The sequence below is a fragment of the Caulobacter sp. SSI4214 genome, from assembly GCF_012184455.1.
Classification (GTDB): domain Bacteria; phylum Pseudomonadota; class Alphaproteobacteria; order Caulobacterales; family Caulobacteraceae; genus Caulobacter; species Caulobacter vibrioides_E.
The window spans coordinates 43,967-68,486 of the sequence record NZ_SZWJ01000015.1 but is presented as its reverse complement, the minus strand read 5'-3'; the positions used below and the strand labels follow the sequence as shown (position 1 = coordinate 68,486).

At 66.4% G+C, this 24,520-nt stretch carries 20 protein-coding genes; 8 read left to right on the top strand and 12 right to left on the bottom strand.

The annotated features are described in order from the left end of the window. Positions 1-24: 24 nt before the first annotated feature. The 3 genes from FCU40_RS06830 to FCU40_RS06820 all read right to left on the bottom strand — a co-directional run bounded on the left by FCU40_RS06830 (position 25) and on the right by FCU40_RS06820 (position 3,893). On the bottom strand, positions 25-2,442 hold the full coding sequence (locus FCU40_RS06830) for a membrane-bound PQQ-dependent dehydrogenase, glucose/quinate/shikimate family (RefSeq protein ID WP_168073882.1): 2,418 nt from the start codon (positions 2,440-2,442) through the stop codon (positions 25-27). Between the two features lie 164 nt (positions 2,443-2,606). Beyond that, the gene (locus FCU40_RS06825; protein ID WP_168073881.1) at positions 2,607-3,365 is read right to left on the bottom strand and encodes an SDR family oxidoreductase; all 759 of its coding nucleotides are present in this window, start codon (positions 3,363-3,365) and stop codon (positions 2,607-2,609) included. Positions 3,366-3,485: 120 nt separating this feature from the next. After that, entirely contained in the window at positions 3,486-3,893 is a 408-nt protein-coding gene (locus FCU40_RS06820) for a cupin domain-containing protein (protein WP_168073880.1), read from the bottom strand. 118 nt (positions 3,894-4,011) lie between these two features. On the opposite strand from FCU40_RS06820, the gene FCU40_RS06815 reads away from it, so the two are divergent. From FCU40_RS06815 to FCU40_RS06800, 4 genes are all read left to right on the top strand, one after another. After that, positions 4,012-4,911, top strand: a complete 900-nt coding sequence (locus FCU40_RS06815) for a LysR family transcriptional regulator (RefSeq protein ID WP_168073879.1) — start codon at positions 4,012-4,014, stop codon at positions 4,909-4,911. Between the two features lie 140 nt (positions 4,912-5,051). Next, positions 5,052-5,843 (top strand): carboxymuconolactone decarboxylase family protein, encoded by a 792-nt coding sequence (locus FCU40_RS06810; protein WP_168073878.1) that lies wholly within the window; start codon positions 5,052-5,054, stop codon positions 5,841-5,843. A 68-nt stretch (positions 5,844-5,911) separates the two neighbouring features. Continuing rightward, complete coding sequence (locus tag FCU40_RS06805; protein ID WP_168073876.1) at positions 5,912-7,147, top strand: NAD(P)-dependent alcohol dehydrogenase; 1,236 nt, start codon at positions 5,912-5,914, stop codon at positions 7,145-7,147. Between the two features lie 21 nt (positions 7,148-7,168). Further along, on the top strand, positions 7,169-7,636 hold the full coding sequence (locus tag FCU40_RS06800; protein WP_241693561.1) for a cupin domain-containing protein: 468 nt from the start codon (positions 7,169-7,171) through the stop codon (positions 7,634-7,636). Positions 7,637-8,389: 753 nt separating this feature from the next. Here FCU40_RS06800 and FCU40_RS06795 read toward each other — a convergent pair. The 5 genes from FCU40_RS06795 to FCU40_RS06775 all read right to left on the bottom strand — a co-directional run bounded on the left by FCU40_RS06795 (position 8,390) and on the right by FCU40_RS06775 (position 16,219). Then, positions 8,390-9,181: an alpha/beta hydrolase gene (locus FCU40_RS06795; RefSeq protein ID WP_168073893.1), complete on the bottom strand. Its 792-nt coding sequence runs from the start codon at positions 9,179-9,181 to the stop codon at positions 8,390-8,392. A gap of 472 nt (positions 9,182-9,653) precedes the next feature. Then, positions 9,654-11,951, bottom strand: coding sequence for a heavy metal translocating P-type ATPase (locus FCU40_RS06790; RefSeq protein WP_275052042.1), 2,298 nt, complete (start codon positions 11,949-11,951; stop codon positions 9,654-9,656). A 452-nt stretch (positions 11,952-12,403) separates the two neighbouring features. After that, positions 12,404-13,264, bottom strand: a complete 861-nt coding sequence (gene pyrF, locus FCU40_RS06785) for an orotidine-5'-phosphate decarboxylase (protein ID WP_168073872.1) — start codon at positions 13,262-13,264, stop codon at positions 12,404-12,406. Positions 13,265-13,745: 481 nt separating this feature from the next. After that, the gene (locus FCU40_RS06780) at positions 13,746-15,155 is read right to left on the bottom strand and encodes a methyl-accepting chemotaxis protein (protein ID WP_168073870.1); all 1,410 of its coding nucleotides are present in this window, start codon (positions 15,153-15,155) and stop codon (positions 13,746-13,748) included. Between the two features lie 236 nt (positions 15,156-15,391). Beyond that, a complete protein-coding gene (locus tag FCU40_RS06775; protein WP_168073869.1) occupies positions 15,392-16,219 on the bottom strand; it encodes an alpha/beta fold hydrolase in 828 nt (275 codons plus the stop codon). A 671-nt stretch (positions 16,220-16,890) separates the two neighbouring features. Between FCU40_RS06775 and FCU40_RS06770 the strand changes: the two genes are divergently transcribed. The 4 genes from FCU40_RS06770 to FCU40_RS06755 all read left to right on the top strand — a co-directional run bounded on the left by FCU40_RS06770 (position 16,891) and on the right by FCU40_RS06755 (position 21,286). Continuing rightward, positions 16,891-17,994, top strand: a complete 1,104-nt coding sequence (locus tag FCU40_RS06770) for an NAD(P)-dependent alcohol dehydrogenase (protein ID WP_168073867.1) — start codon at positions 16,891-16,893, stop codon at positions 17,992-17,994. Between the two features lie 24 nt (positions 17,995-18,018). After that, on the top strand, positions 18,019-19,449 hold the full coding sequence (locus tag FCU40_RS06765; protein WP_168073865.1) for a coniferyl aldehyde dehydrogenase: 1,431 nt from the start codon (positions 18,019-18,021) through the stop codon (positions 19,447-19,449). A gap of 30 nt (positions 19,450-19,479) precedes the next feature. Beyond that, entirely contained in the window at positions 19,480-20,151 is a 672-nt protein-coding gene (locus FCU40_RS06760; RefSeq protein WP_168073863.1) for an OmpW family outer membrane protein, read from the top strand. A gap of 241 nt (positions 20,152-20,392) precedes the next feature. Then, complete coding sequence (locus FCU40_RS06755; protein WP_168073861.1) at positions 20,393-21,286, top strand: AraC family transcriptional regulator; 894 nt, start codon at positions 20,393-20,395, stop codon at positions 21,284-21,286. Between the two features lie 87 nt (positions 21,287-21,373). Here FCU40_RS06755 and FCU40_RS06750 read toward each other — a convergent pair whose 3' ends face one another. Genes FCU40_RS06750 through FCU40_RS06735 form a run of 4 tightly spaced genes read right to left on the bottom strand, consistent with a single transcriptional unit; the run spans position 21,374 to position 24,410 of the window. After that, the gene (locus FCU40_RS06750; protein WP_168073859.1) at positions 21,374-21,691 is read right to left on the bottom strand and encodes a 2Fe-2S iron-sulfur cluster-binding protein; all 318 of its coding nucleotides are present in this window, start codon (positions 21,689-21,691) and stop codon (positions 21,374-21,376) included. Between the two features lie 15 nt (positions 21,692-21,706). Beyond that, positions 21,707-22,483 (bottom strand): SDR family NAD(P)-dependent oxidoreductase, encoded by a 777-nt coding sequence (locus tag FCU40_RS06745; protein WP_168073857.1) that lies wholly within the window; start codon positions 22,481-22,483, stop codon positions 21,707-21,709. Next, positions 22,483-23,100 (bottom strand): 3-phenylpropionate/cinnamic acid dioxygenase subunit beta, encoded by a 618-nt coding sequence (locus FCU40_RS06740; RefSeq protein WP_168073855.1) that lies wholly within the window; start codon positions 23,098-23,100, stop codon positions 22,483-22,485. The genes FCU40_RS06745 and FCU40_RS06740 overlap by 1 nt, the downstream gene beginning before the upstream one ends. Next, positions 23,097-24,410 (bottom strand): SRPBCC family protein, encoded by a 1,314-nt coding sequence (locus tag FCU40_RS06735; protein ID WP_168073853.1) that lies wholly within the window; start codon positions 24,408-24,410, stop codon positions 23,097-23,099. The genes FCU40_RS06740 and FCU40_RS06735 overlap by 4 nt, the downstream gene beginning before the upstream one ends. Between the last annotated feature and the right edge of the window lie 110 nt (positions 24,411-24,520).

Genomic DNA, 24,520 nt, shown 5'->3' with positions numbered 1-24,520 from the left:
GCACCGACATTTGAGCGGTCCGAATTACGTTCTTGGATGCGTCTTTTGGATCGTGCGTGGGAGGGCAAAGGCCACGACGTAGTCGCCGCGGTCATTTTTCTGGGCTGCGTTGCCGCCGACGCTGATCACCAGGAACTGCCGGCCGCTACGGGGGGAAACATAAGTCATAGGCGTGGTTTCAGCGCCCATCGGCAGCCTCCCCTTCCAGAGCTCGCGGCCGGTGCGAACGTCGATGGCGCGGATGAAGTGGTCTTGGGTTCCCGCCATGAACACCAGGCCCGACGCGGTCGAAATCGGACCGCCGATCGCTGGGAGGCCGATCGGAATAGGCATGTGCATGGCCAGACCCAGCGGACCGCTGTCCTGCAGAGTGCCAAGCGGCTTTGACCAGACGACCTTGCGGCTGGCCAGGTCGATCGCCGAAATCGCGCCGTAGGGCGGGGCCTGGCAGGGTACGCCGAGCGGCGACATGAACTGCGCCTGTTTCAGGCCCCAGGGCGTGCCGTACTGGGGAGCCCCGCCGCCCTCGGCTCCGCCGCCCTGCTTGGCCGCGTCCCACTGGGCGCGCGGCACGAGTTGTGTGGTGACCGGCACGCGCGTGTCGTTGACGATCATGTAGCCCAGGTTCTCGACCACAGTGACCGAACCCCAGTTCATGCCGCCAAACCAGCCTGGGAATTGGATCGCCGGCGTCGTTCCCGGCGGCGTAAAGTCGCCCGCGTAGCGCGTTTTACGGAACGCGATCCGGCAGGCGAGCTGGTCGAGGGGCGTGGCGCCCCACATCCGCGCCTCGGTCAGGCGTTCGGCGCCCATGGCCGGCATTCCGACCGAATAGGGTTGGGTCGCCGCCAGATGATCGTCGCGCACCCCGCCAATCTGCGGCGCGGGCCGTTCCTCAACCTTGGCAATCGGCGCGCCGGTTCGCCGATCGAGCATGAAGATCTGTCCGCGCTTCGTCACTTGGATCAGGGCCGGGATTGTCCCGCCGCGACCGTCGGGAACGTCGTAAAGGGCCGGCTGGGCGGGGACGTCATAGTCCCAAAGGTCGTGGTGGGTGGTCTGGAAGCTCCAGCGCACCTTGCCCGTCGCGACGTCCAAGGCGACGATCGAGGAAGAGTAGCGCTCGGCGGCCTGCGTGCGGCGACCACCCCAGAAATCGGGCGTGGCGTTGCCGGTCGGCAGGTAGATCAAACCCAGCGTATCGTCGAAGGACGGGGTCGACCAAACATTGGGCGTACCGCGCGTATATTCGTGCCCGGGCGCTGGCGCGCCCTTCAAGGACTCGTTGCCCAGGTCCCAGGCCCAAACCAGGGCGCCGGTATGAACGTCGAAGGCGCGCACCACACCGGAGGGCTCGTCGGTTTCCTCGTTGTCACGGACCAGGCCGCCGATGATGACCAGGTTACGCATGATGGTCGGGGCGGCGGTCGGGAAATAGAAGCCCGGCTTCACCGCGCCCATACCCACGCGCAGATTGACCACGCCCTTGTCGCCAAAGCCTGGGCACAGCGCGCCGGTCTCCGCGTCAACCGCCACCAGGCGAGCGTCGACGGTGGTCGAAATGATGCGTCGGACGCAAAGCCCCATCGGCGTGGCGATCACTCGCGGCCCTGACGACGTGGATCCGGCCAGGGATCCATCGTGGTAGCCCAATCCGCGACAGCGGGGCCGGAAGTTGCCACTGGCGCGCGGGTCGTAGCGCCACAGTTCCTTGCCGGTGTCGCCGTCGAGCGCGAAGATCACGTTGGACTGGGTGCAGCCAAAGAGCTTGCCGTTGACATGCAGCGGTGTCGTCACGAAGGCGGCCGGGTCCTTGGGAATCTCGCCGGTTCGATAGGTCCAGGCCACCTTCAGGGCCGAGACATTGGCCGGCGTGATCTGGCTTGCGGCGGCAAAACGCGTTCCCGACGGGGTTCGTCCCCAATGGGGCCAGTCGCCGCCTGGCAGCGGGGCGAGCGGCTGGCCGGCCAGCAGGGCCGGCGCCTCGCCGGTCGATACCAACGACATCGGCTGGAAGGCGGTGATCACCGTGGCGACCAGGGCGATCGCCACCACCCCGGCCAAGCCGTAGGCTGGGATCTTCGGGGCGCTCGAACCCTTGGTCCGCAGAGATGGCGTCAACGCCAAGACGGGGACGGCCAGCACGGCCGGGGCGAACAGGCGCGAGACCAGCGGCCAGAAACTGAAGCCGACGTCCCAGAGCGCCCAGACGATAGTCAGGGCGAAGACCAGCAGATAGAGCGCCGCGCCGGAAAGCCGCCGGCGCATCGTCAGCACACCCGCCGCCGAGAGACCCAGCCCCGCCAGCGCGAAGTACCAAGAGCCGCCCAGGCTGGCGAGGCGGCCGCCGCCCGCCAGCATCACGAGACCGGCCGCCAGGATCACCAGGCCAAGGACGACCGGCGCGATGAGGCTAGGCTTGATGCTTTTCGGCAAGGGCATGGCTGGGCTCCAGGAACGGGACCGGTCATCGCGCGGCTTGGCGAGCGACGATCCCGGTCGCGCGCCAGCCTAGGTGGCGTCCGGCCAAGCGACTATTGGACGCAAACCGCAAAGGGCTATGAGTTCAGCTCATCAATCTTGGGTCCGCCGCCGTGCCGTCAGGATCAGTGAGCGACGAAGCCGCCGTCGACCGGCAGGGCCACGCCCAGGATGAAACTGGCGCCGGGGCTACAAAGCCACAAGACGGCGGCGGCGACCTCCTCGGCCAGGCCCATGCGACCGATCGGCTGCTCCTTGAGAAACTCCTTCATTGCGGCGGGATCGATCTCATCGCCCATTGGCGTGTCGATGCAGCCGGGACAGATAGCGTTGACCCGGATACCGCGGGTCGCGTTGTCCAGGGCAGCGCTCTTGGTCAGGCCGATCACGCCATGCTTGGTGGCGTGATAGGCCGCCCGTCCTGACAGCCCGATCAGGCCGCCAAGCGAGGAGCAGTTGACGATCGCGCCGGAGCCCTGTTTCCGCATCTGCAGCAGCTCGTGTTTCATGCAGGTCCAGACGCCGCGCAGGTTGACGGCGTTGACCTGATCGAAGCCCTCGGCGGTCTCCTCGGTCATGTCGCACATGGGGCCCAGGATCCCGGCGTTGTTATAGGCCAGGTCCAGGCGGCCAAAGGTAGCGACGGTCTGGGCGACCAGATCGGCGGCCTGGTCTTCTTTGGACACATCGCAGGCCACGCCCAGCACCGTGTGGCCATCCGCCGCCAGACTCTCCGTCGCCGCCGCCAGCTTGGCGGCGTTGATGTCGCTGAGGACCACGCTCGCCCCGGCTTCCGCGAAGGCCTTGGCGGTGGCCAGGCCCATGCCGGAGGCCGCGCCGGTGACCAGGGCGACCTGGCCGGTAAAGTCGTAAGTCGGGTTCATAAACAGTCTCCATTGGGAAAAGGACGCAGGTCGGCGCCCGCCGCGAGCCTCGCGGCGACATCGGTGCCGTGGGATTGATGCGGGACTGGGAGGGCCTTGCGCCGCGTTACAGGAGGAGGATCAGGCGGGCGGACCCGCGAGGTATTCCTCGTCGGTGACCTTCTCCATCCAGATCACAGCCTTGCCGTCGAGGGCCTCTTGGACGGCGATGTGGGTCATGGCCGTGGTCGGGCTGGCGCCATGCCAGTGCTTGTGCCCGGGAGGGCACCATATGGTGTCGCCGGCCCGGATCTCGACGATCGGCTCGCCCTCGCACTGGGTCCAGCCAACGCCGGCGGTGACGATCAAGATCTGACCGAGCGGGTGGGTGTGCCAGGCGCTGCGCGCGCCCGGCTCGAAGGTGACGTAGGCGCAAGACACCCTGGCCGGCTCAGACGCGGCATGCAGCGGGTCGATGCGAACCGTGCCGGTGAAAAACTCTTCAGGCCCCTTTTGCGAGGCCTGAGACCCCGCCCGCTTGAGCAGCATGATCATCTTCCTGTGTTGGGCGTGTCCAAGGACAACGTCTCAGAGATCCCAACATACACCCTCCCCATTCGCCGATTATCCGCTAAGAGTCGCATGCAGTTATGTGGAAGGCTCATGAATGGCGCGTGAGAACCTCAATGACCTCGTCGCCTTCGTGACCGTGGCCCGCGAGCGCAGCTTCACCCGCGCGGCGGCCAAGCTCGGTGTCTCGCAATCGGCTCTGAGCCATACGATCCGCTTGCTGGAGACCCGGCTGGGCGTTCGGCTGCTGACGCGCACCACGCGCAGCGTCTCGCCGACCGAGGCCGGCGAGCGCTTCTTTCAAAACATCGCGCCACACTTCGAGGAGATCGACGCCGAACTGCAGGCCCTGAGCGCCGTGCGCGACAAGCCGTCGGGCACCGTGCGGATCACTGCGGCGGACTACACGATCAACTTCCTGCTTTGGCCCAAGCTCGACAAGCTCCTGCCGCAGTACCCCGACATCAAGGTTGAGATGGTTGTCGACTATGGCCTGACCGACATCGTCGCCGAGCGCTTCGACGCGGGCGTGCGGCTGGGCGAGCAGGTGGCCAAGGACATGATCTCGGTCCGGATCGGGCCGGACGTGCGCTTCGCCGTCGTCGGGGCGCCGGCCTATCTGCGGGGCCGCGAGCCGCCGCGAACCCCGCAGGATCTTCTTGGCCACGCCTGCATCAATCTGCGCCTGCCCACCTATGGCGCCTACTACGCCTGGGAGTTCGAGAAGGACGGCCAGGAGCTGCGGGTGCGGGTCGATGGCCAACTGGCCTTTAACAGCATCCACAACATCCTCGACGCCGCCGTGGCGGGTCATGGCCTGGGTTACATGCCCGAGGAACTGGCCCAGCCCTATCTGGCTGACGGGCGCCTCGTGCGCCTGCTCGAGGACTGGTGTCCCTATTGGGACGGTTACCACCTCTACTATCCCAGCCGGCGCCAGGCGCTGCCGGCGTTTCGCGTCGTTGTCGACGCCCTGCGCTATCGGCCTGAGGATTAGGGCGACCCGCCCGCCGGGCTATTCATGAGCTGACCACATAACCGCATGCGGCTTGACGGGTCTAATCGCACGACGACCTCGCGCCTAACTTCCTCTCCCTACGATCGGCGACGCGCGCCGGTCGTGACGAGGGCCGGTTCATGAGAGCGCTGATCGCCACACTCCTGTCCCTGGCCCTGACGCCGCCTGCCTTGGCGCAGGCCGGTCCGACCGCAGGATGCTCCATGCCCCAAGCCCCTATTCTCAGCCTCGATGAGGTTGCTTCCGTCTCGCCCGCCCTGGCGCGCTACACCACAGGTCCCCTGCTGGGAGAGCTTTGGAAACGGCCCGATCTGTCGCCGCGCGATCGCAGCCTAGCTACGGTGGCGGCCCTGATCGCTCGCGGCCAGACCATCGAGATGCCCTATCATTTCAACCTGGCGCTCGATAACGGCGTCACCCCGGCCGAACTTTCCGAAACAATCACCCATCTGGCCTTCTATGCCGGCTGGGCCAACGCCATGTCGGCCGTCGCCGTGGCCAAGGACGTGTTCGCCGCACGCGGGATCACCGCTCAGCAGCTTCCCGCGGCGGAGCCCAAACTCTTGCCACTTGAGCCCGTAGCCGAAGCCAAGCGCGCGGCCAGTGTGCAGGAGACTGTGGGTCCGGTGTCCCAAGGCCTGGTCGACTACACCGGCGAGCTGCTGTTTCACGATCTCTGGCTTCGGCCCGATCTTGCGCCCCGCGATCGAAGCCTGGTCACCGTCGCCGCCCTGATCGCCTCAGGCCAGGTCGCCCAGGTCCCGTTCCACCTCAATCGGGCCATGGACAACGGCCTCACGCGGGCCCAGGCGGCAGAGCTTCTGCCGCAGCTGGCCTTCTATGCCGGCTGGCCCAACGTCATGTCGGCCGTGCCGGTGATGAAGGGCGTTTTCGACGCCCGCCCCCGATAGGCGCCCTCCCCGATCCCTGCCTCTTGCGTCGCTTTGCGACGCGCAAACCCAGACCCAGGAGCCCTTCCATGTGCGTGCGTTGTAACGACCCCGCCCACCAAGCCGATGCGCAGGGGTCCGACCGCCGCCGGTTGCTGATCGGCGGCGCGGGCCTGGCCGCCGCGCCGATCCTGGCCGCCGCCACCTCGGCGGACGCCCAAGCCGCTAGCGGTGCGGCGCGCCGCGAAAAGGCGGGGCCGACCGGTCCCTTCAAAGTGCGGGCCTACGGCGTTTCGGGTCCCAAGGCGGCCTTCGCCCCGCTGGAAATCACCCGCCGGGCCGTCCGCCCCAGCGACGTCCTGATCGATGTTCTCTATGCTGGCGTCTGCCACTCGGACATCCACACCGCCCGTAGCGAATGGGGTCGGGCCAACTATCCGGTCGTTCCCGGTCACGAGATCGTTGGCCGGGTGACCGCGGTCGGGGCGGCGGTGACCAAGTTCAAGGTCGGCGACTACGCCGGCGTCGGCTGCATGGTCGACAGCTGTGGGACCTGCGAGAATTGCCGCGCCGATCGCGAGCAGAACTGCCTGAACGGCACGACCTTTACCTACGACGCGCCCGACAAGGTTTCGGGTGGCCGTACCTATGGCGGCTATGCCGAACGCATCGTCGTGACCGAGCACTTCGCGATCCGCGTTCCGCCAGGCATGGATCTGGCGGCCACCGCGCCGCTGCTGTGCGCGGGCGTCACAACCTTTTCGCCCATGCAGCACTGGCGGCTGCAACCTGGCCAACGCATCGGCGTGGTCGGCCTAGGCGGTCTGGGACACGTTGCGGTCAAGCTGGCGGCCGCGCGCGGCGCGGAGGTGACGGTGTTCACCACCACGCCTGCAAAGCTCGCCGACGCCCAGCGCCTGGGGGCAAAGGAGGCGGTGCTGTGGAGCGACAAGCCGGCCATGGCGCGCCTGGCCAGCAGCTTCGACCTGATGATCTCCACCGTGCCGGAAGCCTATCCCATGCAGCCGTTCATCGACCTGCTCAAGCTGGACGCCACCTACGTCAATGTCGGAGCCCTGGGCGAAGTCTCGGGCCTTAGCGGCATGGCCATGGGCTTTGGCCGCAAGAGTCTGGCCGGCTCGATGATCGGTGGCGTCGCCGAGACCCAGGCCGTCATCGACTACTGCGCGGCCCGCAACATCAAGGCCGATATCGAGCTGATCGGGCCCGACCAGATCAGCCGGGCCTATGACCGGGTCGTGGCCAAGGACGTCCGCTACCGCTTCGTGATCGACATGACCAAGGACCGCCAGGCCCGCGCCTGATCTTGAGCAGGAGACAAAGCCATGATGTCGAAGTTCACGATTCCCACTGTGCTGGCGCTATCGCTTGCCGCCAGCAGCGCGTGGGGTCAGTCGATGCAGATCCTGCCCAATGGCTCGCGCCCATCGGCCTCGGGCCCGGCCAGCAACTTCACCGGCTCGGCGGTCGTCACGCCCCTGTTCTCGGCGAGCCCGCCAACCCGCGCGACGGGCGGTCAGGTAACCTTCGCTCCGAGCGCACGATCCAACTGGCACACCCATCCGGCTGGACAAATCCTGATCGTCACCTCCGGCGTCGGCTGGGTGCAGGAGTGGAATGGCGAGAAGCAGCAGATCAAGCCGGGCGACGTCGTCTGGACCCCGCCGGGCGTCAAGCATTGGCACGGCGCGAGCGCCACCACGGGACTGACCCATATCGCCATCCAGGAGAACGTCGACGGCCGCAACGTCGACTGGCTCGAACCCGTCACCGACGATCAATATCGGCGTTGAGGCGGTCGATCGAACACCGAGCCCCTCTCCAGCCAATGGCGCTTACGTCTCTGTCAAGCCGCTGGAGCCGATCGACATCGCCCGCGGCGGACCGGATCACACGACTGCAGATCAGGCGCCTTATTGTGGCGTCTGCCATTCGGACCTGCACGCCGCCCGCTCTGAGGGCGGCCGCGCTTCGGGCTCGCTGGCCCGGTTGCGGGATCTTCGTCAAGCTGGTCGCTGTCGCGCCGCTGCTGTGCACGGCATCACCGCTTCACTCGCCACTGCATCACTGGAAGGTCGCATCCCAAGAAAGGTCGGGACCGTTGGGATCAGCGGTCTGACCACAAGCCTCAACTGGCCCTCGCCATGGGCGCGCACCTCGTAGACTTCACCGTCTCGCGTCGACGCGCCAGGCTGTCCTGGACCTGGCGACCTGGTCGCGGCCTCGTACCACTCCAAGGCTGCGCCCTGCTGCGTCTGCGCCGGCGCCCGCCCGCCCGCCACGCGCCCTCGATTGGCGCTTCCATGTTGAAGACAATCGACAGCGGCCTGGGTGAGCCGGTCCTCCGTGAGGATCGGGCCCGATGGCATTGTCGTCGCCTTGAACTGCGCCGCAGACCGCTCGCAACGACGACGAGGGTGCTCTGCAGGTTGAAGACGGCGGCGGCAGCGGGCGTAAGAGCTTGACCATTCGAGAAATTATGGCCGAACGACTTTCTGCCGGCAGTCGGAGTCGTGTTGGCGACGCTCGCGCTGGCCGCAAGGCGCTCAGGTCGTCCACGTCAGCTTGTGCAACGTTTCGGCCAGGAGATCGGGTGCGGTGACATGCGGATTGTGGCTGGTGTCGATTTCGACATAGGGCCAGCCGCTTTGCTGCGCCTTCAAAGCCGATGACTTCAGCGGATCGCCAGGCATGATCCGAGTACAGCGGATATAGGCGCGGGGCGGCAGATCGTCGCCCGAGAGCTTGGAGGGGGTCGTGAAGCTGGCGATGGGCTGGGGCGAGCGATGGGCGCTCATCCATTGGCGATCCGCCTCCGCCGTATCGGGCGGAATGGGCAGCGGCGGAACGAGCCAAGGCGCGTCGGCGGGAACAACCGTTCCGATCTGCTCATACTGGCTCTTGCCGTTTTCGGGGACGAAGGCGTCAAGGTAGATCAGCTGCCGGACGCGGCCGCGCGCCCGGTCGGCGACGCCGGTCGCGACCGTCCCGCCATAGGAATGGGCGATTAGGGTGACGTCTGACAGCTCCTCGTTCTCGATCACGGCGAGGATGTCGCGAATGTGGGTCTCCAGGCCAACGGCCGGGGTCGCAAGGTGGGCCCGCTCGCCCACGCCCGTATAGGTCGGCGTCAGCAGCACCGAGTCGGGCGGCCTGTGGAGCAGCGGGCGCATCTTCTTCCATACCCAGCCGGCCGACCATCCCCCATGGCAGACGAGATAAGTCGTGGTTTTGCGTGCTGGCGCAGCGGGCGCGGCGTTCGACTGATCAGTCAAAGCTGCCAAGCTGCTGGCGCCCACCGCAAAGGCCGCGCGCCGGGTGATTGAAAGACGTTTCATCCTGCAACTCTCTGGTGAGGTCATGGAGGACGCTGTTGGGGAAAACTGGGACAGGTAGCCGTACACGCGGCGAGCCTGGCCGCTGGGAGTTAGGGTACCATTGCCGAAATCTTGGCTCAGCCAAAGCCCCGACCGGGAGACGTCGCAATCGATGCCGGGGCCGATTGCTGAGCAGTTCAGGGATTCGTCAGCCTAGTAGATGCTCATGAGCGACCTTAGCGCTTGGTGTCCAGGCTCGTGATGATCAGGCGGCCAAGCGGCTGTTGGCGCCCAGCGTTCCTGGCACGGGTCCGATGTTATCCAAGCCAGTCTCGGACGGGCAGGTCATATCGGTCGTTAAGACGTCTTGCTTACCCGCGATGAGCCTTGAGGGGCCAGGCGTTGCGGTTAACTCTCTAGGGCGCCATCCTGCGTGCCAGGTGGCGGACCATCCGCTGCGAGACGCCGCTTTCGCTCGAGGCCTGTCCGATATTCATCGCTTGCATGGCTCCAGCCGCACCGTGTTCAGCCGCAGCGCATTGACCACCACCGTGAACGACGAGAGCGCCATGGCCGCGCCCGCGAACATCGGGGACAACAAGATGCCGGCGACCGGATAGAGCACGCCGGCCGCGATCGGTATGCCGACCCCATTGAACAGGAACGAGAAGACCAGGTTCTGGCGGATGTTCGCCATCGTCGCACGCGCCAGGCGTCGCGCACGAACCATCGCCGACAGGTCGCCCTTGGTCAAAGTAAGCCCAGCGCTTTCGATGGCGACGTCTGTCCCCGTGCCCATCGCCAGGCCGACATCGGCCGCCGCCAGGGCCGGCGCGTCGTTAACGCCGTCGCCGGCCATCGCGACTCTCGCCCCGCTCGCCTTGAGTTCGGCGACGATCCGGGCCTTGTCCTCGGGCTTGAGGTCGGCATGGACCTCGTCGATTCCACCGATCGCCTTGGCGACCAGGTCCGCCGTGGTCCGATTATCGCCGGTCAGCATGACGATCCGCAGGCCCTCCGCGTGCAGCGATGCGATCGCTTCGGGCGCCGACGCCTTGATCGGGTCCGCGACCGCGATCAACCCGGCAGCCTTGCCGTCGATCGCCACGAACACAACGCCGGCGCCCTGCACGCGATGCCGTACGGCCAACGCTTCAAGCCCGCCTAGGTCCGCCCCGACACGCTGCATCTGCGCGGCGTTGCCGACCACCACCATCCGTCCCTCCACCCGGCCGCTTATGCCCATTCCAGTCTGGGAGTCGAATTCCCCGACGGCGGGCACGAAATGCCCGAGATCCTTGGCGCCCGTGACGATCGCGACCGCCAGTGGATGCTCCGACTGCACCTCAACCGCGGCCGCTAGCGCCAGCACCCGGTCAGCGTCGAACCCGGCCGCGGGCTCGATCGCCACCAGCCGGGGCTTGCCTTCGGTCAGCGTGCCGGTCTTGTCGATCACCAGCGTGTCGACCTTGTCGAGCGCCTGCAGCGCCTCCGCATTCTTAACCAGCACGCCGGCGCGGGCGCCCCGCCCCGTTCCGACCATGACGGACATCGGCGTGGCCAGCCCGAGCGCGCAGGGACAAGCGATGATCAGAACTGCGATGGCGTTGAGCAGCGCATGGCCGAAGCGCGGTTCTGGACCGACGAGGTTCCAGACTCCGAAGGTCAGAATGGCGATCAGCACCACCAGCGGCACGAACCAGCCCGAGATGCGATCCGCCACCGCCTGGATCGGCGCGCGGCTGCGTTGGGCCTGAGCGACCATCGAGACGATCCGGGCCAGCATCGTTTCGGCGCCTACAGCCTGCGCCTCCATGACGAGGCTCCCGGCGCCGTTGACGGCGCCGCCGGTGAGCATGGCGCCGGGCGTCTTCAGCACCGGCGCTGACTCGCCGGTCACCATCGACTCGTCCACCGAAGAGCGGCCGTCGACGACCATCCCGTCGACCGGCACTGCCTCGCCGGGGCGCACGCGCAGGCGATCGCCCTTGGCGACCTCGCTCAACTCGATTTCCTGCTCCTCGCCCTGCGCATCGATCCGTCGCGCCGTCTTGGGCGCAAGCTTGAGCAGCGACCGGATCGCGCGGCAGGTGGCGGCGCGGGCGCGCAGTTCCAGCACCTGGCCGAGCAGCACCAGCGCCACGACGACGCCAGCCGCCTCGTAATAGACCGGAACCATGCCGCCATGCTGGCGGAAGGTCGTCGGGAACAGGCCGGGCGCGATCGTCGCCATCAGGCTGTAGAGGAACGCCGCGCCGACGCCGATCGCGATCAGCGTGAACATGTTGTAGTGACGCGATCGCAGGGACGCCCAGCCGCGCTCGAAGAACGGCCACCCGGCCCACAGCACGATCGGCGCGGTCAGCGCCAGCTGCACCCAGGGCGACCAGCGCATGGGAACAACATGTAGGCCGGTCATCTCCGCGCCCATCGAGACCAGCAGCAGCGGCGCGGCCAGCACGGCGCTGAGCCAGAAGCGGCGTGTGAAATCTGCCAATTCGGGACTGGGGTGAGCTTCGGCCGCGGGCTCGGCAGGCTCCAGCGCCATGCCGCAGATCGGACAGGCGCCTGGCCCAGGACGCTGGATCTGCGGGTGCATCGGGCAGGTCCAGGCCAAGGTCGAAGGCGAGGCGGCAGGCGCCGCCGCCTCCTCCCCCGCAAACTTGGCCGGATCGGCGACGAACTTGGCCCGACAGACCGCGCTGCAAAAAAGATACATGGCGCCGTCATGCTCGGCGTGATGCGCGCTCGCCGCGGGATCGACGTTCACCCCGCAGACCAAATCCTTCACGGCCGCAGGCCAATTGGATTTTGCCGAACAGCCATGGCCGCCATGGGTGCGAGGATCGTTCAAAGGCTTGCTCCATCGCATCCGCACATAGGGTCCGACATCATGTCAGGGGCAAAGCCGTTTGACCTTGATCGCCGTCAAGGCATTGGATTCCTCGTCTCTGCCCTGTCCCTGCCCTGCGCTGAGCTCAGCTGACAATTGGCGCGATCCTGGTCGACTACCCATCCAAGAGCGGCGTTTGGATGCTGTCGGTTGGCGACGATGGTGTCGGCACGTCAAGCGACACCAGAGTCGCCGCGCCGGGCCTAGGCGCTGCATGGTTGGGATGCTGGCCAAGCAAGTGCCTGAAAGCCGTTTACACCGATTGGCGTGGAAATCTCTGAGACCAAGGTCTCCATTGTTCATCGCTAGCTCGCATATGGAGATGGACCTGGCGACCTCCGTCGTCGAGGCTATCTGGGTTGGTGATCCGCTGCATCGCAGGCTCGCCAGGCCTGATCGCGGAAGCGATCAATCGCGTCTCGCAGAGCGGGCAAGGAAGGGCCATGGCGAAGGATCGCCCGGGAAACCGATGGCAAGGTGCGGCCGATCGCTGGCCCGAACCGAGCCGCCACGTCGTCCAAACTGGCCCCCTGGTCGCCCACCCCAGGGGCCAGGATCAGGGACTGGGGGAGCCGGGTCAGAATGGCCGCGCCGGCCGGATCAATCGTCGCGCCCACCACGGCGCCGACGGAGCCGATGCGAGAGGACAAGCCGGCGTTGTAGGCGGTGATGTCGTCGGCCAAGGCCTCGGCGACCGTACGGCCGTCGGCATGTCGAGCATCCTGCAGGGCGCGCCCTTCGGGGTTGGAGGACCGCACGACAACGAAAACTGCGGCGCCGCAGCTGGCGGCGCGATCCAGGACTGGACGCAGGGCGTCGAAGCCGAGGTAGGCGTTTACTGTCATGGCGTCGCCGCCAAAGCCGCTGTCGATGCCGACCATGGCCTCTGCATAGCCCTTCATCGTGCCAAGGACATCGCCGCGTTTGGCGTCGACAAGGCTGAGCGCGCCCTGGTCGCGGATCCGTCCGACCACGGCCGCCATTTCGCTCATACCCGCAGGGCCAAGACGCTCGAAGAAAGCCGCCTGGGGCTTTACGACAGCGACGCGATCGGCGGCGGCCTCCAGCACCACGCCGCAGAAGCGACGCAAGGCCTCAGGATCATCGTTCCAGCCCCAGTGACGTATTAGATCGCTGGCAGGATCAAGACCCAGGCACAGGGGCGACCTTGTCCGCGCAAGATCGAGATATCGATCGGCAAACGGCGTCATGATCGAATTTTCCTTCCGCTTACCCGAGTTGCAACGGGGATGGCGAACCCATTCGATCGGTCATAATCGGCCAGCGAGCAATCGACGAATTTGTCGGAGAACTGTGAGCTGGGGTCACAATGAGCCTGGGGCACGACTTGGCGCCTTTAAGGCCGGACGAAGTAGGCTTGGGCGTCGCATGTTGGTCGAAAGGTCGTCGTTCTCAGCTCGACAGGGCCGCGACAGGTTCCAAGACGGGCCAGGAGCCCGGCGAGGATGAGCAGGCCCGGCCAGCATGCGGCGCGCGCGCGGCCCTGAGCCCGCGCAAGGCCGCGTGAGGAGCGGCGCGGCCGATGGGTCCAGTCTCGTGAAGGCGGATCGTGCCCGCCCTCCCGGCTCATGGCGTAAGGCGACCAAGCCCCGGCCCCCGCACGACAAAACCCTCCCTTGGCGACCATCAGGGCAACCGGGCGACCAATGGCTCTCGGGCGCCGGGAGCGGGCTAGGCGGCCGCTCCCCGATGCTGGGGCGACGATACCGACTGGGTCCGGCTCCTGCCGTCCATCTGGAAGCGTCCGACGAGTTCGGCCAGATTGCCGGCCTCGGATCTGAGACCAACCGCGGCGGCGGTGGATTGTTCGACCATGGCCGCATTTTGCTGGGTGACCTGGTCCATCTGGTTGATCGCCGCATTGACCTGGGCAAGCGCGGTGGACTGTTCCTGGGCGGACTTGGCGATCTCGGCGATCAGCTGGTCGATTTCAGACGCCTTGTTGACGATGCCGCTCAAGGCCTTGCCGGAGTCGCCGACCAGCTTGACGCCGCGTGCGACCTGGGAGGAGGAGTTGGCGATCAAGGTCTTGATCTCCTTGGCCGCGTCCGCGGAACGTTGCGCCAAGGCGCGCACCTCCTGGGCGACGACCGCAAAGCCCCGACCGGCGTCCCCGGCGCGGGCGGCCTCCACGCCCGCGTTCAGGGCCAGAAGGTTGGTCTGGAACGCGATTTCATCAATCACGGCGATGATCTGAGTGATTTCCCGCGAGCTTTGCTCGATCTCGGAAATGGCCGAGATCGCCTGGCCCATGACCACGCCCGACTGTTCGGCTTCGATCTTGGAGCCGCCAGCCGCGACGGCGGCCTGCTCGGCGCCGCCCGCGCTGCGCCTGACCGTGGCGGTGATCTGGTCGAGCGCGGCCGCCGTCTTTTCCAGGCTGGCGGCCTGTTGCTCGGTTCGCCTGGACATGTCGCTGGACGCGGCCGCGATCTCGTCGGAGCCGGCGCGGATTCGGCCAGTGGCCTCGAAGATGGCGCAAACCACCTCTCCCAGGCTGTCGATGGCGGAGTTGAAGTCGGCCTTGATCTGCCGGTATTGGCCGGTGAATTCGGCGTCGATCGTCACGGTCAGGTCGCGATTGGCGAGGCGTTTGAGGGCTTCGGCCAGGACTTGGACCACATGCGCCTGTTCTTCGGCGGCGGCTTCACGCGACCTGGTCGCGGTGCGCTCGGCCTCGCGCAAGGCCACCGTCGCGCGCAAGTCCTGGAGAAAGCCGATCAGCACCGTGCGGCCCTGGATCTCCGCGCGAAGCAGCGTGGCCAGGACCGGCAAGGGCGTACCGTCCAGTTGCTGGTTGAGCCACTCAAACCGCATCTGGCCCTGCGCCATGGTGTCGGCGATTATAGCTTGAGCCCGCTTTTCGGACAGTTGCCCGTCAGGCTGGCGTTCAGGCGCCAGAAGGGCCGGAGCCATTCCCAGCAGCTTGTCCCTGGGAAGAGCCATCAACTCCTCCATGGCCTTGTTGCAGTCGCTGTAGACGCCGCCGTCAATGACAAAATAGGCGTCCGGCGAATTGGCGAAGATGAAGTCCGCGACCTTCTCGCGTTCGGATCTTTGATCTCGACGGCGACCCAACATATCAATCCCCCGAGCCGCCAGCGCGGCCGGCGTCCGCAAACCTGTCGCCGCTAGCCAGTATCAAAGCTTGGTTAATGATTCATTCGTCGGCCACAGCTTCCCCAGGCCCAAACAGTGATCGTCATGCCCGGCGACGTCCGGTCCGTCCTGCCGGTCAGGGCCTTGCCGAAGCTTGATTTGACCCGACCATACAGCCCTGGCCCAAGACGCTTCGGTCGACGACTAAGCCGCCCGGTTCAACTCAAGATGAATTGGCGGATCGCCGTCGAGATTTCGTCGGCCTTTTCGATTTGCGGCGTGTGGCCGCAAGCTTCGAGCACGAGCAATCTTAAGTCTGGGGTGGCGCGCTGGGCCCGTACCGAGTGCTCCAGCGGCAGCACCGCATCCTGGCGACCGTGAATGAACAGCGCCGGCGCGCGAAGGGCCGAGAGCGTTTTCAGACTGGCTTTCACCACCGGCGCGCGCTGGCCGCGCAGGTTGGTCATTTGCCGCAAGGTGGCGATGAACGCCTTGTCCGCGCCGGGCCGCATGACATTTCGGGTGACGATCGCCCGGATGTCTTTGGTGATCGTGGACGGCCTGTAAAACAGGGCGTCCAGTTGCTGGTTGATGGACAGCGCGCTGGGCTTGGAAAGGATTTCCCCGACAAGGGGCAGGCTCATCAGGCGGAAGGGCAAGGGCGCGGCGCGCCCCAGAGTCGCGGCGTCGAGCAAGATGAGTCTGTCGACACGCCGCGGCTGAAGATCGGCCATGGCGATGGAGACGCCGCCGCCCAGGGAATTTCCCGCGAGACTGACGTTCCCAACGTCCAGCGCATCAAGGAAACGCCATGCGAAACTGGCGAACTTCGCTGGGCTGTAAGGCTGGTCGCCGAAATCGGAGAGTCCGTGCCCGGGCAGGTCCCAGGCGATCATGCGCAGACGCCCGTCGGCGGCGGCCAACTGGGCGCTCCAGGTCTCAAGCGACGCGCCGATGCCATGGGTAAGAAGAACGACGGGACCGTCCCCGCCAGTGTCGCAGTAGCGGATGGTGGAGCCGTCCACGTTCTGACTGAGAAAATCCATCAAGCACCTCCAGATCCATGACGCGCCGGCGCGCAAGGCCCGTGTCGATCATCGTCGAAGGAGCCTGGACCATGACCTCGACTCGTCGACCAACGTCGCCGGCCCGGCCCGGCCCGGCCCGGGCCGCGGCGAAGGCGCCCGCGCCGGCCTGGCCGCCCGCTTGTCTAGCAAGACCAGCCTGTGGCGCGGGCGTGGCGAGACAAAGAAATGCACGCGTTGCCAAGATCTTGCACGCCGGGAAATGGTGGTGGTCGCCTGAGCGCCTCGATCGACAAATTGCACGCGCTGACAATCGCTTGCACGCGCCGCCAACGGAACGGCCGGCCGCCGTGATACCCACCTCGACAACAAAGACGCCGCCCATGAAGCGCGCGTCGGGGCGGCCGAGGAGGAGCCGATGAGCGCAAGGGTTCAAAATCAGGCCGGCCAAGCCGCCTTCCTCGCGCCGGCGTCGACCCCACGGCGCGCCCGTCCCGTGTCGGACGACATCGCTCGGCCATGCCGCCATCCGGGGCCCAGACAGCCTGTGTCTTCAAACGCCTGGCCAAGGCCGCAAGACCGCGCCCCCCGCCGCGACGAAAGATGTTCGTGAAGCCCCGCGTGGCGGCGGCGAGGCCGTCCGGTGCGGCGCGCTTTTTCCCCTTCTCCCCATGCAATTGAAAGAGAGTTGGATGACCGACATCAAAGCGGCGCTGACGCCCTGCCAGGGCGGCGCCTGGGAAATGGGTTCGGTGGCGCTGGATGAACCGCGCGGCGACGAGGTCCTGGTGCGCATCGTCGCCACCGGCGTTTGCCATACGGACATCAGCGTCCGCGACCAGCATCTGCCCGTTCAGTTGCCTGCCGTGCTCGGCCACGAGGGCGCGGGCGTGATCGAACAGGTGGGTCCCGACGTCACGACGCTCAAGCCAGGCGATCACGTGGTCCTGACAATGACCCACTGCGGCAAGTGCGACCAGTGCGTCGCGGGCCACACGGTCTATTGCGATCAGATCATGCCGCTGAATTTCGGCGGGCGGCGCCAGGACGGCACGGCGACGCTGACCCACGAGGGGCATCCCATCAGCGGCTGCTTCTTTGGCCAGTCCTCGTTCGCCACCCATGCCTTGGCGTCCGAGCGCAACGCCGTGCGCGTGCCCTCCGACGTCGATCTGGCGCTGCTGGGGCCGCTCGGCTGCGGCATCCAGACCGGGGCGGGCACGGTGATCAATGTGCTCAAGCCGCAGATGGGCAGTTCGATCGCGATTTTCGGCGCGGGAGCCGTGGGGCTTGCCGCGGTCATGGCCGCCAAGGTCGTGGGCTGCACCACCATCATCGCCGTGGACCTGCATGAAAATCGGCTGCAGCTCGCGCGCGAGTTGGGCGCGACACATGCGCTCAAGGCCGGAACCGATACGGTGGAGACCATCCGGGAAGTCTCCGGCGGCGGCGTGCACTACGCCATCGACACCACTGCTGCGCCAGCGGTGATCCGCCAAAGCGTCGACGTGCTGCGCATGCGCGGGCGCTGCATCCTGGTGGGCGTTCCCAAGCCCGGCGCCGAAATGACCCTGCCGGTCATGAACCTGCTGTTTGGCCAGTCGATCGGCGGGGCGCTGGAGGGCGAGGCGACGCCAAAGACCTTCATCCCGCAGATGATCGCGTTGTGGAGACAGGGCAAATTCCCCTTCGACAAGCTTATCCGCTTCTACGACTTCGACCAGATCAACCAGGCCGTAGCCGATAGCGAGAGCGGCGCGACCCTCAAACCCGTCCTGCGCATCGGCGCGGTCTGACCCTTTTTTCCGAGCAGCTTGACCATGGCAAACGCCCTTCCCGCTGATTTCGACGCTCAGCTGCGATCGCTCATCGATCGGCAGCGGCGGTCCTATATCGCCGACGGATTTCCAACCCTCGAAACCCGTGTCGATCGCCTACGGCGCGCCACCGCGTTGCTGGTTGAAAATCGCGACGCCATCGCCACGGTTCTGTCCGAGGACTTCGGTCACCGCAGCGGGGTCGAAACCACCATCGCCGACATCTTCGCCGCGGCCGGTTCGCTGCAGAACGCCGCCGCGCATCTGGCCCAATGGATGCAGCCGCAATCACGCCAGGCGCTTGCGCCCGACGCGCAGGCGCGGATCGAATATCACCCCTTGGGCGTGGTCGGGATCATCGGCCCGTGGAATTTCCCCTACAACCTGGTCTTTTCCCCGCTGGCGGGCGTGCTGGCGGCCGGCAATCGCGCGGTCATCAAACCGTCGGAGTTCACGCCGCGATCCTCCGAGCTGATGGGCCACTTGGTCGCCAGATACTTCGCCGAGGAAGAAGTCAGCGTGGTTCAGGGCGGGCCGGCGGAGGGCGAGGCCTTCGCCCGCGCCCGGTGGGACCACCTGGTCTTCACCGGTTCGACCGCGGTGGGGCGCCAGGTGATGCGGGCGGCGGCCGACCATCTCACCCCCGTGACGCTCGAGCTCGGCGGCAAGTCGCCGGTGATCCTCACCGACCAGTTCGACCTGGCCGAAGCGGCGGCGCGCGTGATGACGGTCAAGACCTACAACGCCGGGCAGATCTGTCTGGCGCCGGACCATGTCTTCGTCCCCCGCGGGCGCGAGCAGGCCTTCGCCGACGCCTGCGTGTCGGCCGTCCAGAGCATGTATCCGGACGGCCTGGCATCGGACGATTACACCGCGATCATCAGCGAACGCCACTTCGACCGGCTTGAGCGGATCGTGGAGGACGCCCGGACCAAGGGCGCGGTCGTCGTCCAGGCCTTGCCGGCCGAGCCGCGGCCCAATGATCGGCGCATGACGCCGACCCTGTTGGTGGGCGCGACTTTCGACATGCTGGCCATGCAGGAAGAGATCTTTGGTCCGGTCCTGCCCGTGCTGGGCTACGACGTCCTCGACGACCTGGCCGGCCAGATCCGATCGGGCCCCTCGCCGCTGGCGCTCTATTATTTCGGTGAGGACGACGAGCGCGCGCGCCGCGTCATCGACGGCACCGCCTCGGGCGGGGTCACCATCAACGACGTCATGGCCCATGTGTTCGCCGAGGACCTGCCGTTCGGCGGTGTCGGCCCTTCGGGCATGGGCGCCTATCACGGCCACGCGGGCTTTGCCGCCTTCAGCCATCAAAGGTCGATCTATCGCCAGAGCCAGGCGCAGGAGGCGGTCATGCTGATGCGGCCGCCCTATGGCGGGGCCACGCGCCAATTTCTTGAACAGGCGCTGTCATCGCCTTCGGGCTGATCCAAAAACAACAACAGAGGGAGAGAAACAATGAACCGACTGTCCGTGCTCAGCGGCCTGGCCGGGGTCTCGATGCTCGTCGCGCCCCTGGGCGTCCGAGCCGCAGAACCCTCCGCTTCGCCGAGGTTCTATGCGCGCCTTGGCGTGGCCCATTTTGACTTCCGCGAGAACGCGAAGATTCAGTTGGGCGGAGCGCCGGTGCCAGGCGGCAATGCGACGGTGGACAACAACACGCCGCTGTCGGTCGAATTGGGGTACTTCCTGACGCCCCATATTTCCTTGGCCGCGACCATCGGCGTTCCGCCCACGACTACCTTGCGCGGCGCGGGCTCTTTGCAGGGCGCCGGCGCCTTGGGCACGGTCACCTACGGCCCGGGGGTCTATACGGTGCGCTATCATTTCAATCCCGAGGGCAAGCTTCGGCCCTATGTCGGCGCTGGGGTCAACTGGACCATCGTGTTCGACACCGACGACCGCGCGCTCCAGAATTTCAAGACCTCCAACACCTTTGGCCCAACCGTCACGGCGGGCGTGGTGGCGCCCGTCAGCGACCGGTTCAGCCTATTCGGGTCGGTCTCCAAGGGCTGGATCAAGACCGATTCAACCTATGACCTGGCCACGCCAGGTGGTCTTGTGCCGGGCAAGGCGCGCGTGGATCTTGACCCTCTGGTGCTGAACGCCGGGCTGCAGGTCAACTTCTAGCCAAGTCGCCGTCGGTGCGATCGCCGCATCCGCGGCTCGCGCCGACGGCGCATGGGGCACAAGCGCTGCTTGCGCTGGGCCGACCAACTTGTCGCCCGCCGCTGCGCGACCCCTTTGGGGGGCGGCGCCCTGGCCAAGACGGCTTCCGACGCCACGCTCCAGGCGTTGCTGCATCGGTATGGATACGGTAGCGTATGGACAAAGCGCCGCCGACTGAGAGGGCGCATGGCAGGAGCGTACAGTGGACGACGGACAGTTCCTGGGCCAGTGCAACGCGATGTTCCCCAACCTCGAGCTTGGCTGCGACGGCGACCCGCCGCGCGGTGATATCGCCAATCGCCTGGTCAATGACGTCCAGGCCATCCACATAGAAAGTTCGCCCGTGCTGGGCCGGGCCAGCCACACCCGCGCTCGCGGCGGGGATCTGAGCGGGCATTGTAAAATTGTCTGGCAGTTGCGCGGCGGCTCGATCTATCGCGGCGATCGGGACACGATCGCCGTTTCCGCCGGCCAGGCCATTATCGTGCCGCTCGGCGCTTCATACGCGCTCGAGGTGCTTCCCGACTACCGCGCGGCGATGTTGATCGCCCCGGCCAGATATCTTTGGCCCGCGGGTCCGGCCTGTCGACATCCCGTGCTTTTGGCGAACAATCCCGCCATGGACGCGGCCGGTTCGGTCGTCGCCTGCCTGTTGCGCTGTGTGGGCGACAGCGTTCACCCTCCCCTTCTGGTCCGCACCGCCCTTGACCTGGTGTATGGCGCCTTCGCGGCGAGCTCGCGAACGCTTCAGGACGCTTTTGGGCGCGCGACGCGCCGCGCCCGCCAGCACATTCGCGCCCATCTGGCCGATTCCTATACCCCGTCGGACTTGGCGCGGGACATGGGCATGTCGCGTCGGTCCCTGTACGCCGCTCTGGCGGCAGAAGATCAAACGCCCGCCAAGTTGATCCGTCAGGTCCGATTGGAGCAGGCCCACCAGTCTGTTCTGGACCACGGCCAATCCAACCTCAGCTTGGCGGAGATCGCCCATCGCCACGGCCTTGGCGACGGCGCGGCCTTAAGCCGCGCGTTTCGATCAGTGTACGGAACGACGCCGAGCGCGATGCGCCGCGCCCGCCTCGGCGCGCTTTCCTAAAGAGGCCGGCCTGCCCCCCCGCTCAACCATCCTGCGGTAACGCCGATGCGGCCGCCGGGATGGTCAAGGACCGGTGGGGCGACGGCATCAATCTTCCGGCGCGACCGTCACGAGCATCCCGTCAAGCGCATCGCTGACCTGAATTTGGCAAGACAGGCGCGAGTTGGATCGACGGTGATCGGAACTATCGAGCAGATCGTCCTCGTCCGACGACATCGGCGACAGCCGTTGGAGGAACGCATCGTCGACATAGACGTGACACGTGGCGCAGGAACGAGAACCGCCGCACAGGGCCAGGATTTCGTCGACGCCTCCGCCCTTGAGCACTTCCATGAGTGACAGCCCCTCGTCGCCGGCGACCAAAAGCGCCTGGCCCTCGCGCGTGAGGACGTTGAAGGTGGGCATGCTTGCTCCTTGAATTCAGATGGAAATCGTCAGTCCGCCGTCGGACATCAACATCGCGCCGGTGACATAGGGACTTTCGGTCCTGGAGGCCAAAAGGACGTAGAGCGCGGTATGGTCCTCGGGTTCGGAGACCCGGCCCAGCAGCATGTGCTGCTGCATCACCGCCATGCGATCAGCGTCGGCGTTCAATTCCTTGCCGGCCTGTCCAAGGGCCAAGGGGCCTGACAGGCTGGTGTTGGTCGCCCCCGGCGCGACGCCGTTGACCCGCACCTGCGGCGCCAGTTCCTTGGCCAATTGCATGACCAGGCCGCGCAGAGCGAACTTCGAGGCGGTGTAGAGCACCCCGCCGCCGCCGCCCAGAACGCAGGCGTTCGACCCTGTGACGATCACCGACCCGCCGCTGGCGCGCAGCGCCTCGACCGCCGCCCGCGCCCCATAGAGCGCGCCTAGGACGTTGACGCCGAACACCTCGTCGAAGCCGCGCGCCAGTTCTTCGGGCGACTGCTTCTCCATCCGGCGGTGAAAATCCCACAGCCCCGCGTTGGCGACATAGACATCCAGGCCGCCAAACGTCTCCGTCGCGGCGGCCACGGCGCGCTCAGCGGTGTCGTACTGCGACACGTCGCCAATCACCGCCACCGCGCCCATCGCCGACAGGCTTTCGGCGTCGGCGGTCTTGCGGACCACGGCCACGACCTTGGCGCCCTCGGTCAGGAAGCGCGCGACGACGGCGCGGCCGATGCCCGAACCCGCGCCCGTGACGACGGCCCGATACCCTTCCAGCCGCGCCATCAGAAGAAGGCCGACAGGTTCTTGGTCAGCAGCACCGACTGCGGCATCAGGATCAGGCGGCGCGCGATCTGGAACCGGCCGTCCTTCAGGCGAAGCAGGTCGCGCCGACGCCCGGTCAAGGTCGCGTCGTCATGCTCGCTGCGATTGCGATATTGCACGAACACCGAATGGACCTCGAACTCGCCCGGTACAGGGGTCTCGAAGGCCTCGACGTTGCTGACCACGTAGGCGTGGCGGGTCGGCGGGTCTTCGGTCCACACCAGATTCGACGCCAGGCGCCCCAGGCGCACGGCGATGTCGGCCTTGCGCTCATCGAACATGGCCATGGCGTCGGGATCGAGGGGTTGTCGTTTATCACGCCGGAAACGGTTCTCGCGCAACGGCATCCAGTAGAAGAGATCGTCGGCCAGGGTTTCGTACCAGGCGTCGTAGCATTCCTCGTCGAGGAGCCTGGCCTCGCGCCGATAGAAACGCTCGATCTGCAGCAGCAGGGCGTCGTCGACGGGGAGGCCGTCTCCGCGCATCGCCAGCAGGCTCTCGGCGGCGGCCCGGGCCGCCGCCCTGTCCAGGGTTGGTAGGGCGGCGTAGTCGGGCTTGCGGTCGGCCAGGGCGTTCATTCGGCGGCCTCCGGCACGCGGGTCCGAGGCGCCAGCGGGATATCGCTCCAGGACTTGGCGTCCATGAACTCGGCCCAGCGCTTGTAGAAGTAGCGCTGATTGGCGTCCGACAATTGACCGCGCGTGACATGGCCCGGCAGTCCCTCCTCGACCTGCTCGGCCACCGGCGCCATGGCGTAGCAGAGCTTTTGGTTGCGGGTGACAAAGCCGGCGTTGGCCGAGGTGGAGTGCTCCCAGTTCTCGCCGTCGTCCATCTCCAGCATGCCCGAAGGCGAGAAGGTGCGCATCGAGCCGCGGCGGAAACGATCCTTGATGTCGTCGGGCATGGTCTTGGGAACCAGGGTCCAGGCATGGATCTCGGTCTTGGTCGGCCCCTTGGGCTGGAAGGTGCGGAAGGTGAAATAGCCTGGCAGGAACGAGAAGTTGGGGAACACCGTGGCCGACGCCACCGAGCCCCACATTTTCATGCGGAAGTCCCCCAGCCGCGCGGCGATCTTGTCCTGGCGCGACTTCATGTAGCGCAGCAATTCGCGGTCGCCCATGGTCGCGGCGTTGCCCAGGAAGCTGTCATTGAATTCCCAGCCGTGACCGTTGACCGAGACCTGGTAGCTGCCTTCGTTGTCGACGATGACGCCGCCGTGGCGGCCCAGGGTCGGCTCGGCGCCGCCTAGGTGGGTCCACAGGGCGTGATAGATGTCGCCCACGAAATTGTCGGCCGGAAATTTCCAGTTGCAGTTCATGACCGATCGGGTCGCTCCGCCGGGCAGGAACTCGGTGCCGCCCTCCTCGGCGTCGAGCACCGCGTCGAGATACCAGCGAAAATCACCCAGATAGTCGTCCAGGCTCGGTGCGTCCGGATCGAACGTGGCGAAGACCAAGCCCTTGTATTCGGCCACGCGCGCGGCCTTTAGGCCCCAATCTTCCATACGGAAGCCGGGCGTGGACTTGTAGAGCCCCATCTTGGGCATCTTCTTGAGGCCGCCGTCCAGGCCGAACGCCCAGCCGTGGTAGTTGCAGGTGAAGGCCCGTGACTGGCCGCTGTCGGCGAAACAGACCCGATTACCGCGGTGGGGGCAGGAATTGAGGAAGACATTGATCGCGCCGCTGTCGCCGCGGGCCACGATCACTGAATCTTGGCCCATATAGGTGGTCACAAAGGCCCCCGGCTCGGCCACCTGGCTCTCATGGGCCACGAACAGCCAGGAGCGGGCGAAGATCTGCTCCAACTCCCGTTCGTAGATCGCCGGATCCCAGAATATCCGACGATCGATCGCGCCAAACTGAACGTCCACATAGTCGGCAGCCTTCATGGCCCTGCCCTCTTCTCAAACCATACGTATCCGTATGGCATGTTCAGAATCTTGTCTACCCTCGAGTCGATCGCGGGGCGCTTGATCGGTGCGAGCGTCCTTTTACGTCC